Here is a 16,314-nt window from a genome sequence, read left to right on the forward strand (position 1 = left end):
CTCGCACCCTATAAAGAATTAAGAAAAGCGATCAACGCGTTGCGTTCGCTGGCATTGAATTGACGTACTTTCTCTTTGGCACCTTGCGCCTCACCACCGTGCCAAAGTACCGCTTCCATGAGATTACGCGCTCGGCCATCATGTAAAAAATAAGTATGGCCGCTCACCTCTTGCGTATAGCCGATCCCCCACAAAGGCGGGGTACGCCACTCTTGTCCATTAGCTAAGGCTTCAGGACGATTATCGGCTAACCCTTCGCCCATATCATGCAGTAGTAAATCACTGTAAGGATGGATTTCTTGCTCTGACAAGGCTGGGTGATCCGTTCTTTTTACCGTTTTAAGGTCAGTGCGGTGGCAACTCTCACAGCCAACTTGTTTGAACAATGATTGACCCAGCTTCACTTGTGGATCGTCGACATTGCGACGCACTGGAACGGCTAAATGCTGAGAATAGAATTCGACAAAATCAAGAATGTTGTCACTGACCTCAGGGTCGCCGCCGTTAGGTAAGGTTTGACAGAGTGTTTGCTTCTCGGTGCAGTTTTCTTTGGGGAATAAACGGCTGGTCAATCCTAAATCGCCGTTAAACGCCGCGGCATTCTGTTGCATTAAACTAGGCTGCCCGGCTTTCCAACCAAAACGCCCGATGGCAAAATCTTTTTTTTCTACATCCCAAACACGGTTCACTTTGCCAGAGATACCATCGCCATCACTATCTTCAGGGTCTGCCATTGCTAATAAGCTGGCATCAGCAATGCTTTCAAGTAGGCCAAGGCCAATCATTGGCGGGGCGACACGCGCCGAAAACTGGGTATCAGGATGCATATCACCATAACCAAGTTCAGTAATTTTTAAATTAGGTTTGCGTAACATCACTTGGTGGCCATCCGTAAAAGCAACCGCAATCTCTTGATAAGTGATGTGGATTTGTCCTTCTGCTTTTTGATCGGGCAAAGCGAAATCTTGTAACTGTCCACCATAGATGGGTTCGGGGATCCCCCCTTCTTTGGCATAGATCGCTTTTTGTTCATCCGTCAGCGCTGGAATACTCAGGCGAACCAACATCGAAACGGCATGTGTGTCATTTTTTTCTGGCGGATGGCCGCGACCATCTTTGATGTGACAATTTTGACAACCATTGGTGTTAAAAAGCGGCCCTAAACCATCTCTTGCATCGGTAGATGATGGCGCTGGCACCCAAGGGTTACGAAAGAAACTGTTTCCCACGCTAAAATCGAGCCGTTTGCTCATCGGCAAATTGGCCGCAGGAAGCGAGTAAGCATTCGGCCCAGCTTTGGTTGTACTGGTTTTGCCACCCGATTTCACCTCATCGGCATAAACGGGGTTGGCAAACAAGGTTAGGAGCGCGACGGTAAAAAACGATCTCATTGGGCTTTTCTCAACATCTTTATTCAGTGTAAACGTGGAAAAGGGCTCATCTGAGCCCTTGGATTTTTCATCTTATTATTAGAATTCGTGGTCTGCAGTATCTGGATTAAGGTTATCAATTCCAATCACTGAAGCGGTACGTTCTATCGAAGCGGTTTGAGCCACTAAAGCCATAATGGCTCCATTGACTATCGCGTTGCCTTGAGGATTGTTAGCCGCGATCAATTGATCGAAATGCTGATTATCTTTTTCAGCCGACGTGACTAATTTGCCGACTTCAGCGCGCGCACTGTCAAACTGCTTTTGAATCTCTTTGGCTGCTTGTGTATCCTTTTGTGCCACTAAATCATTCAGGCTTGGGCCTGTTAGTACCTTTCCGTCTTGACGCTGGTAAGAACCCGTATAAAGGTTGTAAATACCTTGTTCATTGTAGTAATGAGAGTTATGAGTATTATCCGAGAAACAATCGTGCTCATCTTCAGTCGAGTTTGCTTCTAGCGCCACTTTCATACGCTCGCCCGCTAATTCGCCCAGTGATAAAGACCCCATACCAAATAGCATCTTACGCAAACCATTGTCTGCTGATTCCGCAAGTAATTCGTGACGGTAATTGGCTTTTTCATCCGCAGACCACTGTTTTTCCATCCATGCCAAATCTTGCACGAGCAGCTGAGCTGCCGCTTTTAAGTATTGAGCACGGCGATCACAATGGTTATTGGTGCATTCGCTACCCACGACAAAATCCGTGTAAGCACGAGCACCAGCTCCCGCATTGGTGCCATTTAAATCTTGGCCCCACAGTAGAAACTCAATGGCATGATAACCTGAAGCGACGTTAGCTTCAGAGCCACCGATTTCGTTTAAGCTGGCAATCAGCTCTGGTGTGATAGTGGAGACATCAATCGTTGTCGCACCAATTTTCAACGTTTGGTTGGCAATGATGTTAGCGCTGGCGCCTTCATTGCCCAGTTCATATTGGTAATCGGTAGCGACGTAGTCAATCAGCCCTTCATCAAGAGGCCAAGCATTGAGTTGCCCTTCCCAATCGTCAACAACGGCATTGCCAAAACGAAAGACTTCGGACTGCTGGTAAGGCACTCGCGATGCTAACCACGCTTGTTTCACCTCTTCCAATTTAGCCGCCGAGGGTGTCATCAAGAACTGATCAATTGATTTTTCTAATGATTGAGCGGTCGTCAGCGAATCAGCAAACACGGCATGGGCAATATTGGCATAATGTTCGACCACCTGCTCCTTAGTGACGGTAGCGGCAAATGACGCACTACTTGCGATGGCAAGTGAGGCAGCAATTGACTGAATAAGAGGCGTGTTAACTTTCATGGGAGCATCCTTGTTGAGGCGATTTGAGCGTTATCTTATGGTAGTGCTAATTATTATCATTTGCACTTTTAGTCGCCGATAATACAAATTATCCATTTTTTTGCAAGGTAAAAACGCCAAAAACCTCACCGAAATGAGGTTTTTGGCTATCATCTATAAATCTGAATTATAGTTTTAAGTTATGTTTGCCATGGGAGACTTTGGCCTTGAGGTAATTTTCATTACCCGACTTAATATGTGCCGCGGTATTCACGACCTCTACAATTTCAATACCATGCTCCTTCAGCTCACGACTTTTTTTAGGGTTATTAGTGACTAAACGAATCTTGGTCACATTTAACGCTTTCAACATCTGCGCCGCTTCAGTGAAATCACGCAGGTCGTCACCAAAGCCAAGATGATTGTTGGCTTCATAGGTATTCATCCCCGCACTTTGTAAGCGATAGGCATCAATTTTGTTGTACAGACCAATGCCTCGACCTTCTTGACGCAAATAGAGGATAATGCCGCCAACTTCACCCATTTTATTAATGGTTTCTTCTAATTGTTCACCACAATCACAGCGTGATGAGTGAAAAACATCGCCCGTTAAACACTCTGAATGCATACGGACTAAAGGAGTTTCCTGAGTAACATCAGCGGATTTAAAAATGACCGCAACATGTTCTTTGTCTGTTTTCAGTCCTCTAAAAGAGAGTATTTCGGCGTCAATATTGCTTTTTAGACCGACTTTGAAATCCACTCTGGCTCGTACTTCCGCCATATCTACACTCACTTGAATAATTGCTTGTTGCAATGCTGAATTGATTTGCATTCGAATTGACCCATTGATGACCTAACTATGGGGATAGATACTCCCCTTTTCAATAAAAAGATCACTTGCTGAGAAATGTTATAATATAACAATTTTCAGCAATCAAAAGAAAAAATCTCACCACTTCACGTTATCTTGTTCAGTTCAAAGACAAAACACGTTGATTATTAGACTATATTCCATAGTCAGGACTCACACTCAACATCCAAAATAAGGAAAAATCATGCTGATAGGTTTCGACATTGGCGGCACCAAAATTGAAATTTGCGTACTGGATAAATCAGGAAACACCCTCTTTAAACACCGAACCCCTACCCCACATGAGTACGAGCTTTTTCTAAGTACCTTATGCCAACTGGTTGCAATGGCCGAAAGCGAAACGCAAACTCACTGCCAAATCGGGATTGGACTTCCCGGAGCCATCAGCCCAGCGACAGGGCTTATCAAAAATGCCAATTGCACTTTTTTAAATGGTCGAGATTTAAAAGCCGATCTGTGCGCTCGCCTGCAGCGCAACGTTGTGATTGCCAATGATGCCAATTGCTTTGCGCTGTCTGAAGCGGTCGATGGTGCCGCCAAAGATGGCAACGTAGTCTTTGGCGCGATTTTGGGCACAGGTTGCGGTGGCGGTATTGTGATCAACAAGCAGGTATTGGTCGGTGCGAACGCCGTATGCGGTGAGTGGGGGCACAATCCGCTGCCAAGTTTTACCAGTGAACGTGATGGGCCAACTCGCCACTGTTATTGCGGACGCGATAACTGTATTGAACTCTTTATCTCCGGTTCTGGCTTAACAAAGAGTGCTCAGTTGATTGGTCAACAAGAGTGGAATGCAGCCGAAATAATCACTCGCTACCAGCAGCAAGACCCACAAGCAACAAAGCTTTATCAACAATTGATTGATCAAATGGCGCGCAGCTTTGCTTGCATCGTTAATGTGTTGGATCCTGATGTGATAGTGCTTGGCGGAGGATTATCAAACGTAGCATCGCTGTATGTTGATCTACCTCGGGCAACAGCGAACTACGTTTTTTCTGATAGTGCACAGATTGTGTTTACCCAAGCAAAATATGGTGACAGCAGCGGCATCCGTGGTGCAGCTTGGCTAGGTTTGAACTAGCAGAAAGTGATTAAAGTCACAACTTTAGTCATCGAAAAATTAAGTAAAGCAAGTGTTTTACATATCAACCAATTGATATTTAAACTATATATCCCTAATTCTGTTTACACTTCACTCCGCGCATAAATACAAATGATAGTAATTACCATTTAGATCCAATATCATTGCGCACAGCTTGAATCTGTTATTGATGAATAAGGTAATAACTCAGATGTACACTAAAACACTACTATCAGCCTCCATATTGCTAGCGCTTTCCCCTGCTGCTCTCGCAGAAGAAGTTTCTCGATTCGATGAGGTCGTTGTTTCGGCAACGCGAACCGAGCAGAGTAAAAAAGATGTATCGTCATCCATTGAAAGTATCTCCTCTTCTGAGATTGCAGAAGTAATGGCTGATAATATTCAGCAAGCTCTAAATTCCACCCCAGGTGTTGAAGCGGAAGGTAATGGCCGCTTTGGAATAGCAGGATTTAATATTCGCGGCATGGATGGAAGCCGTGTAAAAATGATGGTTGATGGTGTACAGCAACCTGTACCTTATAACCCTGGCGCAACTGAGCAACGAAAATATCCAAACGCAATAGAGATTGACACTCTACAAGCTATTGAAGTGAACAAAGGTGCGTCGTCTACACTTTATGGATCCGACGCTTTAGGTGGTGTGGTATTGCTACGCACTAAAAATCCAGAAGACGTTCTCGTCACAGAAGGGAATGAGCAACGCTTCGGTATCAAGTCTGGTTATACGTCCGCTAACGAGCAATTTAAAACGACATTAACGTGGGCAATACGTCAAGATAAGCTTGAAACCTTACTGATGGCAACTTATGCCAATGGCAGTGAGACTCAAACTCATGGCTCAGGTTCAGAAATCGAAGGCCCTGATCGCGGCGCTCAAAACCCGGCTGACTCCAAACTTGGCAACCTGTTGGCAAAAGCATTTTATCAAGCCAATGATAACCATCGACTTGGGCTAACCGCCGAGTATTACAACAAACGGTATGATGAAGACGAGCTAAACTATAACGGTTATTCCATTATGCCCGGCTTTACCTATACCGATAACTACAACCAAGATACCAATGAGCGCCTTCGTATCGGTATAGAGCATCAATGGTTGATGAATACCCTGCTTGCTGACTCTTTAGATTGGTCATTGAATTTCCAAGATTCTAGCGCTCTCGCTAAGAACTACGACACAACGCCATCTAATGGCCGCCGGTTACGTGAACGGGAATCATCAGATCAATCGATTCAATTTGATGGACAACTCTCCAAAGCCGTAGATCTCAATGGCAACCTTCATGAATTTACCTATGGTGCCAGCTACATCAACAACGACTTCGACCTCGATAATACTGACTATAAATTAGATGCAGGTACATCGACTCCGGGTAGCTCTGGCATTCCTGATGCGACTATCGTGCAATGGGGGCTATTCCTACAAGACCAAGCCTACTTCATGCAAGACCGTTTAATATTAACCGCTGGTCTTCGATACGATTCTTTTGAAGCGACACCCAGCGTTGATGCTGGCTACACTCAGTCTTATGAAGCCAATAAAGACAGCGCATTCACTGCTCGATTAGGTTCTGTTTACCACGTCAATCCTAACCTAGCGGTATTTGGTCAAATTAGTCAAGGATTCAAGGCACCAACTGTTTACGACCTTTACTACTTCTATAATCAGGGGGCAATCATTGATGCGAACCCAGATCTTAAAGCAGAGAAAAGTTTGTCCTATGAACTTGGGCTACGTGGTCAAAATGACTCAACTAATTTTGAAATCACCACCTTCTATAACGAGTACACCGATTTTATTACTCAGTCAAAGACAGGCAAACAAGGTGGCAAGGATATCTTTACCAAAGAGAACTTGGATGAAGTCACGATTTATGGTGCGGAATTTAGCTCTCGAATTGACTTAGATAAAGCGTTTAATGCCCCACAAGGGACTTACACCCGTCTAGCCATTGCTTATGCTGAGGGAGAAGATAAGAAAACAGGTGATGCTTTAGATTCAGTCGCGCCTCTAACCAGTAATGTAGGCTTAGGGCTGGATCGCGACCAATACGGAGCACTGCTTAATGTTAAGATGGTCGCAAGTAAGACGAACTGGCAATCAAATACAAATGCAGATGCCGCTGGTTATACACTTATCGATTTAACGGCCTACTATAAACCAATGCAAGACCTAACCATCCGCGCTGGTCTATTCAATGCACTCGATAAAAAATATTGGCTGTATAGCGATCTCACGGGTCGAGATGCTACTGGCGAAACCTTTAACATCGATAGCAAATCACAGCCTGGGCGTAACTGGGGTTTAAATGTAGATTATCAATTCTAACGTTCTCTCATCCAAGCAACAAAGCCAAGCTCTACGCTTGGCTTTGTTTTATCTACATTTCTCATACTCGATTAACGATCCCACGAAGTCACAGATAAATCATTAACTCGTAACAACGGTAAATCACTATCAAAAAAGGCTAGATAACTAGCCTTTTCTTCCAATGTCCAATGTATCTTGAGCGATTAAGATTACGCGTTGGAAATTTTCTTATGCCCTTCATCAAGGTGCACAAAATCAACCATGTCATCACCAGACACTTGATACGCTTGGCCAAAGCCTTTCACATAAAGACCTTTTTCTACTTTCAATTGGAATAAAGCAAAGTCTTGTAGCTGGCTTAAGCCGTCAATGATCTCACCAAAACGAGCTTGCATTTGGCCAATGACTTGCTGCCATAATGGCGTTTCACGTGGTACAACACTCGCAACGGCGTCAAACGTCAACCGTTGACGGGCAAAAATCTGTTTTGATGAACCTTCGTCTGCAATCATCATCAAGGAGACGTGCGGGTTCACCTCCAAGTTACGCGCATGACGAGCGATGTGCGAAATCAGCACAAAGTAACCTTCTTGGTTTTGCACAAATGGCGCGTAGCTCACATTCGGACGGCCTTCCGCGTCCACTGTAGCCAATTGCAATGTACGACGTTCTTGACGAAACTCTTGGATTTCAGGTTCCAATCGTCCTTGTAATCGCTCTTGTTTGATCTGCTGATCCATGACTTTCTCCTCGACCCTTTCGCACTGCGTTCAGGGCTTATCGTTATATCAATATTATTGGTTGGAATGAACGTCTTGTTGTAATGCTCTAAAACGTGCGACTTGATCTGCAATCAGTTCGCGCTTTTCATCTCGGCCTAGATAAATTTTAAAAATGTTATCGCCTTGCTCACTAAAGAAACCAAAGTAATGACTTTCACGTCCCATAAAAGGCTTGCTGACTAAAGCAACGTGTTGGATGGATTCCAACTTTAAGTGGCCGTGTAACTCGCCCTCTTTACCCATCAAGTTATAATAGCCACGAGCCAACTTCCCTTTTGGAAAAGGCGCTTTCACTTCAAATATAGAGCCAAAAGAGTGGACAATCGTTGTGACCATTCCCCAATCCGCTAGTGATTCCAACAGCGATTGAGCTTGAGCTCCATCAACAATCGCAACCATCTCTTTAGGCAATGCCTGCACCACTTCAAATTCAGTCACATTCAACTCTTGCGCCATCGCTGCCGGCAATAAGGTCGGTTGTTGCTCTAATAAAGAGGCCACTTTCTGTTCAAGTAAATCCATATTCATTTCCAGTTTGCTATCAGTGTTGAATCACTGTGTGTTAAATCCGTGCGTTCCGTAAATTCGTTATGTAAAACTTTAATGCATGATTGCGCCAAACTTACGGCCCAAAATCCACCCGCCAAAGTGGAGACTAGATAATCCTCTTCTAGTTTAACTAAACCTGCCTGCTGCCAATGCTGAAGCAGCGGCGTTAGGTAGTCAAAGCAATCCAATCCCATAAAATTGGGTAAGGCTTTACGCGCTAACACGCCCCGGTCAAAGCCTGATTTAATCGCGGCAAAGACAGGCTCTAGTGCGTGTTGTTTCATCATCATGGCGAGCGGAGGCTGTTGCTGTTTCATCGCTTCCATATACGCTTCAAGACTGCGATGCTGCATCATGCTGTATCCACCAACATTACCTCCTGCGCCGCAACCTACTGGCAACACCTCTGCAAAGGTTTTTGCTAGGCTGTTGTATTGGCTGCGCTCTCGGTTATCTTTCGCCCAATGGTTGACACTCAGCGACTTGAAATGGTGTTTGGCAAAAAATTGAACGCCAATTTGGTACATGCTGGCTTTGTCTGGTGTGGTAGCAGGGGCGGGTATTTTCCCTTTCTCAACCAAATTCAACATTGGTGCGCTACCTGAAACTAATAACTGATACAAATCGATACCCTGTGCCCCTGTGCTGACGAAGTCATGCAAATCTTGCTCGAAAACGTCCAAGGTTTGATAAGGCAAGCCATATAATAAGTCGAGAACAATGGGTGCTTCTTCTCTTTCACTCAAATTCGTGATGCGCTCTAACACGACTTCACGATCATCAAGACGTTTTGCACTGCGGCGAACTTGAGTATTAAAGCTTTGAATACCAAATGAAAAACGGTTGAACCCACCTTCAAGCGCACTCTCAAACATTTCATCACTGAAACGGTTAATACGCCCTTCTAAAGTGATTTCACAATCATTTGATAATGGATATAGACGACGAATGCTCTGGCCTAACTGCTGTATTTGTTGCGCTGAGAGATCGGTCGGTGTACCACCACCAATATAAACCGCATGAAATAAACCTGATTGTGTCCAAGCCAATTGGGATTTTTGCTCAAGCTCAAGCATCAACGCTAAGAAGTAATCATCAACTAAACTTCGACTCGCGGCATTTTGAAAGAAGTTACAAAATGTGCAGCGTACTCGGCAAAAGGGAATATGGATGTATAAACAGCGTTTATTGGCGCGCTCACTGCTCTGCGACGTTAATTGTTGCCATAATCGAGGTTGCTGCTCCGCACCAATGGGAGTCGCCACTCCTCCCGCATGAGCGGAGTGTTTTTGACCAAAAGCAAAACGCAGTGGGTCGTCTGTTCTCGCCCCCAAAACGGATTCATCATATTTATCTAAATTCATCACAATATTCATAGAAAACCTAGGCGTAATGAGAGGTTATTACGCGCATTCTTTAATTCGTAAAATCATAATTTGATGCAAATGATAATGCAATTGATAATTGATCTTATTTGAATGATAAGTAATAATCCTCTCTCTGAACACTTTGTTTTTATATGGAGTACAACGTGAATTTCACTAGATATCTTGTCGCTGGCAGTCTATCTCTCGCGATTCACGCGGCGATCTTGTTTGTTGATGACGAATCAAAAGTGTTTGCCATGCCTGCGGGAAATCAATCCACCTCAGTGTCGATTAACTTTGTGGCTCAACCTCAAGCTCAGGTAGTACAAGAGCAAGCAACAAAAACCCCACCTCCAGAAAAGAGAGCCAACAAACCCAAACCAGCAAAAAAAGAGCCGCAAAAAGTGGTGCAGAAAAAGAGCCTGTCAAAACCGGTAAAAGACAAACCGGTGCCTAAAATACCGACAAAATCAGCACAAGTGCAAACTCCTGTAAAGGAAGCTGTGACATCCTCTACAGAGAATGAAAATAGCGCTGAATCGACACCGAAAACCGCCGCCGCCCCAAGCAGCAGCGGCGCAACTAATCAACCGAAATTAGTCGATGCGCCATCTTTTGTTACTCGCCCAGCCCCTCCTATTTATCCAAGGCTTGCACAAAAACGAGGAATTGAAGGGGTCGCTATGTATGAGGTGTGGTTAGACGAAAACGGCCGTCAAATCAAACAGGTTTTGCTCTCTTCGTCGGGCGCGGCGCTGCTGGATGAATCGGCTCTTAATGCCATCAAACAATGGAAATTCTCTCCTCAAGTGGTGAACGGTGAAAAAATAGCCCACCGAGTGCAAATCCCAGTACGTTTTAAATTGGAAGGATAATGGAACTACTTACTCAACTAGAACAACAACTTGGCCTGATGGCCTGGCCTCTTTTTGTCTGCTCAGCACTTGCGACAATGATCATTACTGAACGGCTTTTCCAAGTACTGCTTAGCCTTGGTGTTGGAAAAGGTGCGATCGGTAGTGCGCTCAACCAAATATCACCGACCAATACAGCGCAAATTGAGGCGTTAGCCAGTGAATTTTCCAGCAAGCGCCCATTGCTTTATAAAGGGGTTGCCATGCTACTTGCTCATCACGATTTCTCTAAAGGATTACGTGAAGATGCGGCGGGCATTTGGTTGCAAGAAAAGCGTCATCAACTGCATTCTGGACTGCGTATTTTATCTTTGATTGGTGTGATCAGCCCGCTGCTAGGCTTACTTGGCACTGTGTTAGGTTTGATTGAAATGTTCAAGGGGGTGGCGCTCTCTTCTGGCAATATTACGCCAAACGACCTTGCGGATGGCCTAGGCATTGCGATGCGAACCACGGCTGCAGGTTTGCTGATCGCGCTTCCCGCAATTACCGGCGCTCAATTGCTTGGCGTATGGGCTGACAGAGTGATGGCAAAACTTGAGCACACACTCAATTATGTCAACTTATGGCTCGAAGGTGTTTCTTTACAGCATGATTGCACCACCAAACAAGAGCGTGTAGCTAAGTATGAAGACGTCTCTGATAATGATGTGGTTAATGCCTCATGATTAAAACGCCGCACTCTCACTCATCCGCATTAATGCCAGATTTAACGCCATTGTTGGATATCATTTTTATTGTCATGGTGTTTTTACTGCTTACAGCCGCGGTTAAATTTGAGTCATTAGACGTTTCACTGCCAACAACCGACTCACCCACCGTGAGTGAAGTGAACAAGCAGTCAATCACAGTGAATCTTCTGGCGCACGAACCTTACTGGGCTATCGATGGCAAGCAGTATATCGATTGGAATAACTTCACATTGGCGTTGTTAGAACAAAGCAAAGCGAGTGATCGCCCCATCGTGATTGGCGCAGACAAAACCGCCGAAGTGCAGCAGTTGGTTAAATTGCTGGCGTTCTTGCAAGACAATGGCATCGCTGCCACTCAGTTATTAACCGACCATCCCCAATAGCCTATTCATACACGCTTTTAAAAACCGTATGATTTTCATGAGTACAACACGATGACACACAAATCTCTTTCTCATTGGCTTGTTGCCATAACGCTCTTCATCTTATCACCTTGGCTCTGCGCGCAAGAACGGATTATCAGTGCGGGCAGCGCGGTGACCGAAATCCTCGTTGCGTTAGGCGCACAAAATAAACTTGTTGCGGTCGATGTCACCAGTGAAATTCCAAACGATCTTGCTCTCCCAAAAATCGGTTATCATCGCCAATTATCCGCAGAAGGATTATTAGCCTTAGCACCAACACAATTGATTGGTTCTAGTGAAATGGGGCCAGAAAGCACATTGCAACAGCTTAAAGGCGCTGGCGTTAACGTCGAGGTGGTGAATGATGAATCCACACCACAGGGGTTGTTGGCACGCATTGACCAAATCGCGACGCTCGCTGATGCAAAGCCTCAAGCTAAAGCGCTCAAACAGCAAGTTCAAAGCACAATAGCGGCGTTAATCCACCATCAATCTACCCACAAGACTCCGAAAAAGGTGCTATTTCTTCTTATCCACGAAGGAAGAGCAGCTAACGTGGCGGGCAGTGACACCACGCCAAACAGCATTATTGAGTTGGCTGGCGCGGTTAACCCAGCCGCTGAACAAGTGACGTCTTATAAACCACTGTCGATGGAAGCGATAATTGAGATGCAACCGGACGTGATTTTAGTCAGTGGCCGCAGTTATGAAAAACTCGGAGGAGCAGACGCCATTTTGCAATCCATACCGACGTTAGTAGCAACTCCGGCTGGGATAAATAAGCAGATCATCACCATCGATGGCCACGCTCTCGTCGGCGGGTTAGGCCTTAAAAGCTTGGCTGAAGTGCAACGTCTAAACGCATTGCTCTATCCTTAAGGAGCTTATTTTGTTACGTCATCTCTCAAAAAATGTGGTGAATGCAACGCTGTTAGTTTTGGTAATCTTAGTGAGCCTTTATTCTGTCACCGTTGGTCCAATGAATATCAGCTTCAGTGACAGCATAAAAAGTCTCGTGCTGCACTCCAATGACATTGCCGCGCACATCAATTTAGTCATCCACGAAATACGCTTTCCGCGTACCCTGCTCTGCTTGTTGGTCGGCGCAATTTTGGCGCTGTGCGGAACGGTGATGCAAGGCTTGTTTCGTAATCCATTAGCTGAGCCTGGCATTATCGGTGTTTCGGCAGGTTCAGCCCTCGGAGCCGCACTTGCGATTGTGTTATTCGCCAATTTAGCGCTGTTTTCCAACCCGTGGATGAGCGCTGCGGTGGTACCTATTTTTGCCTTTTTAGGCGGTGCATTGACTACCTTGTTGGTTTACCGATTAGGCACCAGTAAATTTGGTACTTCCGTCACCATCATGCTACTCGCAGGCGTCGCCATCAGCGCGCTATCGGGGGCGGGTATTGGCTATTTGAATTATGTTGCAGACGATCAAATGCTACGCGATCTCTCATTGTGGTCTATGGGATCACTGGCGGGTGCAAACTGGCAAAATATTCTCTTGTGCGCTGTGACCTTACTGCTGCTGCTCGTCTGTTTCTCCCGTCAAGCGATGGCGCTCAACGCACTATTACTTGGCGAGTCTGAAGCGCGTCATCTAGGCATTTCTGTGCAACGGCTTAAACGTTCAATGATTTTACTCAGCGCACTCGGCGTTGGAGTGACCGTCAGCGCGGTGGGTATGATTGGTTTTATCGGTTTGGTCATCCCTCATCTAGGCCGGATGCTGGTTGGCCCCGATCACCGTAGTTTGATCCCCATTTCGGCTTTACTTGGTGCACTCTTACTCACTGTCGCCGATATGTTTGCCCGTATAGCAGTGGCACCTGCGGAGCTGCCTGTCGGGATTGTGACTGCGCTGGTGGGTGCACCTTTCTTCCTTTATCTTCTGTTTCAACAAAAAGGCAAAGTATTTTGAGTACAACGGCAGCGATCCAAGCCAGTAATATATCGGTTAAATTTGGCCATCGAACCATTTTGGATAAGATTGATATTGAGATTTTTTCAGGTCAAGTCACAGCGTTACTTGGCCCCAATGGTGCTGGAAAAAGTACCTTGCTGAAAATACTCAGCGGTGAAATCTCATCAACAGGTAAAATGGCTTACTTCGGTGTTCCGCAAGCACTGTGGCAACCGAATGAGTTAGCAAAGCACTTGGCTATTCTTCCGCAGCAAAGTACGTTGAGCTTTCCTTTTATCGCTCAAGAAGTGGTGGAATTAGGCGCACTGCCATTAAATTTAAGCCATCAACAAATCAGTGAAGTCGCGCTACACTACATGCAACAAACCGATATCAGCGATAGAGCGAACAATCTCTACCCGGCTTTATCGGGTGGTGAAAAACAACGTTTACATCTGGCGCGGGTATTAACTCAACTTCACCACTCCGGTGACAAAAAAATCCTGATGCTGGATGAACCAACGTCAGCGTTAGATCTGGCTCACCAGCACAATACACTGCGCATTGCACGTTCATTAGCACGCCAAGAGCAGTGCGCTGTTGTAGTCGTGCTGCACGATCTCAACCTTGCGGCTCAATATGCAGATCGCATGGTGATGCTGCACAATGGCAAACTGGTTTGTGATGCGCCACCTTGGGAAGCGCTCAATGCAGAAAGAATTGAGCAGGTGTATGGCTACTCGTCGCTTGTCGCCGCACATCCAACCATGGATTTCCCAATGGTCTACCCCATCTAATATTGTCCTTAATAATTGTCCGTATTTGTGGGCGCGTCCCTTCGCTATAATGCGCCCCAATTCTTTATATCGTTTTTTAAAAGGTACCCCATGAGTCAGTACGTCGTCTGTGCACTCTATAAGTTTGTTGAACTCAATCACTACCAAGAGCTGCAAGCACCGCTTCTTGAACTAATGGAGGAAAACCAAATTCGTGGCACGCTATTATTAGCCAGTGAAGGAATTAACGGCACTGTGGCATCAACACGCAAAGGGATAGATGTGCTACTAGCTTGGCTTGATGCAGAACCGAACTTGAAAGGCACGGTTTACAAAGAATCACAAGCCTCAGAGCAGCCATTTAACCGTACCAAAGTGAAGCTAAAAAAAGAGATTGTCACTATGGGCGTTGAAGGTATTGACCCTCGTCACGTTGTGGGCACTTACGTGAAACCAGAAAACTGGAATGCGCTAATTTCAGACCCTGATGTGCTGGTTGTCGATACCCGTAATGATTATGAAATCCAAATCGGCACCTTCAAAAATGCGCTTAACCCACACACTGAAACCTTTCGTGAGTTTCCTGATTATGTGAAGAAGAACCTCGCACCAGAGAAACACAAAAAAGTCGCGATGTTTTGTACTGGCGGGATTCGCTGTGAAAAGTCCACGGCTTATTTAAAAGAGCAAGGGTTCGATGAGGTGTACCATCTCGAAGGTGGCATTTTGAAATACTTAGAAGAAGTGCCGCAAGAAGAGAGCTTATGGCAAGGTGACTGCTATGTGTTTGATGGCAGAGTGGCTGTAGGGCACGCTTTAAAAGAGAGTCACTACGATGTATGTAACGCTTGCCGTTTGCCGATTACCTATAAAGACAAACAGAGCGAAGTCTACGAGCAAGGCGTCAGTTGCCCATCCTGCTTCGGTACTCACTCTGCGGAACAACTGGCCCGTTTCCGTGAGCGAGAAAAACAAGTTCAGCTCGCAAAACAGCGTGGAGAAGCACACATTGGCGGTGATACCGCATCACTGATCGAGCAAAAGCGTGCGCAAAAATTAGCACGCAAAGCTGAGCAGCGCGGCTCGAAGCGCTAATATTTACCCCAATGCTTACCTCAAAGGATTCAAATCCTATTGGAATAGAAAAAGGCCGCAGCGTTAAAACTGCGGCCTTTTTTTTAAAAAAATCACTGAATACCGTATTTCGCTAAAATGGCATCAAATGTTCCGTCAGCTTTAATCGTGGCTAACCCTTTGTTATACGCATCAATATATTTCTGCGCATTAGGGTTTGCTTTACCTGAGGTAACATGTAAAGGATTTTTAGACAAAGATGCAGTGGTAAACTGAAAATCACTGCTATTTAAGCCCGCCTCTTTCATGGTCGATAACGCAACCAACTTATCTTCAAGGGTAAGATCAATTCGTTTGGCTTGCAGTTTCTTCAAGTTAGTCGTGAGATCATTAGCGTCTGGTTTGTTGAAATTAGTGGCGGATAAAAAGTCATCCCCATAACCATAGCCCCTAACGATGCCAACTTGTTTGCCACTCAAACTATTTAAACCTGAAAATTCGAAAGCATCGCCTGCTCTTTTAATAAAGCTCAGTTCATTCTCTAAATATGAATCACTGTAAAGTAAATAAGCCGTTCTCTCCTGCGTATACCAAGTTGCAGGCAACAGATCAATTCTGCCTTTACTCACCTCATCTAATGCTCGTGACCAAGGCATGATTTGAAAATTGACGTCATAGCCCTGTGTTTTCATAGCCGCAACAGCGATTTCTACCGATAGCCCCGGCATGCTTTTATCCGGTGAAATAAACGGTGGCCATGGATCTTGCGCAGCCGTAATAGTAGCAGCAAAGCTACTCGGTAAGGCCATCATCATACTGAAAATAAAGATCAACAGACGCTTCATACTTTCT

At 45.3% G+C, this 16,314-nt stretch carries 16 protein-coding genes; 9 read left to right on the forward strand and 7 right to left on the reverse strand.

Annotated elements, in window-relative coordinates; genetic code table 11:
- Positions 1-8: 8 nt before the first annotated feature.
- The 3 genes from AACT42_RS06105 to AACT42_RS06115 form a co-directional block, all read right to left on the reverse strand.
- Positions 9-1,391 carry a di-heme oxidoreductase family protein gene (locus AACT42_RS06105; RefSeq protein ID WP_094133548.1) on the reverse strand — a complete coding sequence of 461 codons (1,383 nt, stop codon included), beginning with the start codon at positions 1,389-1,391 and terminating at the stop codon, positions 9-11.
- Between the two features lie 78 nt (positions 1,392-1,469).
- Positions 1,470-2,732 carry an imelysin family protein gene (locus AACT42_RS06110; RefSeq protein WP_094133547.1) on the reverse strand — a complete coding sequence of 421 codons (1,263 nt, stop codon included), beginning with the start codon at positions 2,730-2,732 and terminating at the stop codon, positions 1,470-1,472.
- A gap of 166 nt (positions 2,733-2,898) precedes the next feature.
- The gene (locus tag AACT42_RS06115) at positions 2,899-3,546 is read right to left on the reverse strand and encodes a GTP cyclohydrolase II (protein ID WP_013856740.1); all 648 of its coding nucleotides are present in this window, start codon (positions 3,544-3,546) and stop codon (positions 2,899-2,901) included.
- 223 nt (positions 3,547-3,769) lie between these two features.
- On the opposite strand from AACT42_RS06115, the gene AACT42_RS06120 reads away from it, so the two are divergent.
- Both AACT42_RS06120 and AACT42_RS06125 read left to right on the forward strand, forming a co-directional pair.
- On the forward strand, positions 3,770-4,666 hold the full coding sequence (locus AACT42_RS06120; protein WP_047691821.1) for an ROK family protein: 897 nt from the start codon (positions 3,770-3,772) through the stop codon (positions 4,664-4,666).
- Positions 4,667-4,877: 211 nt separating this feature from the next.
- On the forward strand, positions 4,878-7,016 hold the full coding sequence (locus AACT42_RS06125; protein WP_094133546.1) for a TonB-dependent hemoglobin/transferrin/lactoferrin family receptor: 2,139 nt from the start codon (positions 4,878-4,880) through the stop codon (positions 7,014-7,016).
- A 191-nt stretch (positions 7,017-7,207) separates the two neighbouring features.
- On the opposite strand, the gene hutZ is transcribed toward AACT42_RS06125, so the two are convergent.
- From hutZ to hutW, 3 genes are read right to left on the reverse strand one after another with little or no spacing between them, the layout of a single operon-like run.
- A complete protein-coding gene (gene hutZ, locus AACT42_RS06130; protein WP_013856737.1) occupies positions 7,208-7,738 on the reverse strand; it encodes a heme utilization protein HutZ in 531 nt (176 codons plus the stop codon).
- A gap of 54 nt (positions 7,739-7,792) precedes the next feature.
- On the reverse strand, positions 7,793-8,302 hold the full coding sequence (gene hutX / locus AACT42_RS06135) for a heme utilization cystosolic carrier protein HutX (protein ID WP_064625324.1): 510 nt from the start codon (positions 8,300-8,302) through the stop codon (positions 7,793-7,795).
- Between the two features lie 2 nt (positions 8,303-8,304).
- Positions 8,305-9,705, reverse strand: coding sequence for a heme anaerobic degradation radical SAM methyltransferase ChuW/HutW (gene hutW, locus AACT42_RS06140; protein WP_094132597.1), 1,401 nt, complete (start codon positions 9,703-9,705; stop codon positions 8,305-8,307).
- Between the two features lie 155 nt (positions 9,706-9,860).
- On the opposite strand from hutW, the gene AACT42_RS06145 reads away from it, so the two are divergent.
- From AACT42_RS06145 to trhO, 7 genes are all read left to right on the forward strand, one after another.
- Positions 9,861-10,571, forward strand: a complete 711-nt coding sequence (locus AACT42_RS06145) for an energy transducer TonB (RefSeq protein WP_094131785.1) — start codon at positions 9,861-9,863, stop codon at positions 10,569-10,571.
- The gene (locus AACT42_RS06150; RefSeq protein ID WP_013856734.1) at positions 10,571-11,278 is read left to right on the forward strand and encodes a MotA/TolQ/ExbB proton channel family protein; all 708 of its coding nucleotides are present in this window, start codon (positions 10,571-10,573) and stop codon (positions 11,276-11,278) included. The genes AACT42_RS06145 and AACT42_RS06150 overlap by 1 nt, the downstream gene beginning before the upstream one ends.
- The gene (locus tag AACT42_RS06155; RefSeq protein ID WP_013856733.1) at positions 11,275-11,685 is read left to right on the forward strand and encodes an ExbD/TolR family protein; all 411 of its coding nucleotides are present in this window, start codon (positions 11,275-11,277) and stop codon (positions 11,683-11,685) included. Before AACT42_RS06150 ends, AACT42_RS06155 begins: the two co-directional genes overlap by 4 nt.
- Before the next feature lie 51 nt (positions 11,686-11,736).
- On the forward strand, positions 11,737-12,585 hold the full coding sequence (locus AACT42_RS06160; protein ID WP_094131784.1) for a heme/hemin ABC transporter substrate-binding protein: 849 nt from the start codon (positions 11,737-11,739) through the stop codon (positions 12,583-12,585).
- A gap of 100 nt (positions 12,586-12,685) precedes the next feature.
- Positions 12,686-13,630, forward strand: a complete 945-nt coding sequence (locus AACT42_RS06165; RefSeq protein ID WP_232471681.1) for a FecCD family ABC transporter permease — start codon at positions 12,686-12,688, stop codon at positions 13,628-13,630.
- Entirely contained in the window at positions 13,627-14,409 is a 783-nt protein-coding gene (locus tag AACT42_RS06170; protein ID WP_094134233.1) for a heme ABC transporter ATP-binding protein, read from the forward strand. Before AACT42_RS06165 ends, AACT42_RS06170 begins: the two co-directional genes overlap by 4 nt.
- Positions 14,410-14,499: 90 nt before the next feature.
- Positions 14,500-15,483, forward strand: coding sequence for an oxygen-dependent tRNA uridine(34) hydroxylase TrhO (gene trhO, locus AACT42_RS06175; RefSeq protein ID WP_094134232.1), 984 nt, complete (start codon positions 14,500-14,502; stop codon positions 15,481-15,483).
- 92 nt (positions 15,484-15,575) lie between these two features.
- Here the strand turns inward: trhO and AACT42_RS06180 are convergent, their stop codons facing one another.
- A complete protein-coding gene (locus AACT42_RS06180; protein WP_013856728.1) occupies positions 15,576-16,307 on the reverse strand; it encodes a transporter substrate-binding domain-containing protein in 732 nt (243 codons plus the stop codon).
- Positions 16,308-16,314 lie beyond the last annotated feature (7 nt).

Origin of the sequence: Vibrio sp. V15_P4S5T153 (genome assembly GCF_963874485.1) — a bacterium.
Taxonomy (GTDB): Bacteria; Pseudomonadota; Gammaproteobacteria; order Enterobacterales; family Vibrionaceae; genus Vibrio; species Vibrio anguillarum.

What these genes read in the sequence shown, in the direction of transcription:
- hutZ (WP_013856737.1), bottom strand. Translation starts at nt 7,738, where the DNA reads ATGGATCAGCAGATCAAACAAGAGCGATTACAAGGACGATTGGAACCT.
- AACT42_RS06115 (WP_013856740.1), bottom strand. Translation starts at nt 3,546, where the DNA reads ATGCAAATCAATTCAGCATTGCAACAAGCAATTATTCAAGTGAGTGTA.
- AACT42_RS06110 (WP_094133547.1), bottom strand. Translation starts at nt 2,732, where the DNA reads ATGAAAGTTAACACGCCTCTTATTCAGTCAATTGCTGCCTCACTTGCC.
- AACT42_RS06125 (WP_094133546.1), top strand. Translation starts at nt 4,878, where the DNA reads ATGTACACTAAAACACTACTATCAGCCTCCATATTGCTAGCGCTTTCC.
- trhO (WP_094134232.1), top strand. Translation starts at nt 14,500, where the DNA reads ATGAGTCAGTACGTCGTCTGTGCACTCTATAAGTTTGTTGAACTCAAT.
- AACT42_RS06105 (WP_094133548.1), bottom strand. Translation starts at nt 1,391, where the DNA reads ATGAGATCGTTTTTTACCGTCGCGCTCCTAACCTTGTTTGCCAACCCC.
- hutX (WP_064625324.1), bottom strand. Translation starts at nt 8,302, where the DNA reads ATGGATTTACTTGAACAGAAAGTGGCCTCTTTATTAGAGCAACAACCG.
- AACT42_RS06150 (WP_013856734.1), top strand. Translation starts at nt 10,571, where the DNA reads ATGGAACTACTTACTCAACTAGAACAACAACTTGGCCTGATGGCCTGG.
- AACT42_RS06165 (WP_232471681.1), top strand. Translation starts at nt 12,686, where the DNA reads ATGAATATCAGCTTCAGTGACAGCATAAAAAGTCTCGTGCTGCACTCC.
- AACT42_RS06155 (WP_013856733.1), top strand. Translation starts at nt 11,275, where the DNA reads ATGATTAAAACGCCGCACTCTCACTCATCCGCATTAATGCCAGATTTA.
- hutW (WP_094132597.1), bottom strand. Translation starts at nt 9,705, where the DNA reads ATGAATATTGTGATGAATTTAGATAAATATGATGAATCCGTTTTGGGG.
- AACT42_RS06180 (WP_013856728.1), bottom strand. Translation starts at nt 16,307, where the DNA reads ATGAAGCGTCTGTTGATCTTTATTTTCAGTATGATGATGGCCTTACCG.
- AACT42_RS06120 (WP_047691821.1), top strand. Translation starts at nt 3,770, where the DNA reads ATGCTGATAGGTTTCGACATTGGCGGCACCAAAATTGAAATTTGCGTA.
- AACT42_RS06160 (WP_094131784.1), top strand. Translation starts at nt 11,737, where the DNA reads ATGACACACAAATCTCTTTCTCATTGGCTTGTTGCCATAACGCTCTTC.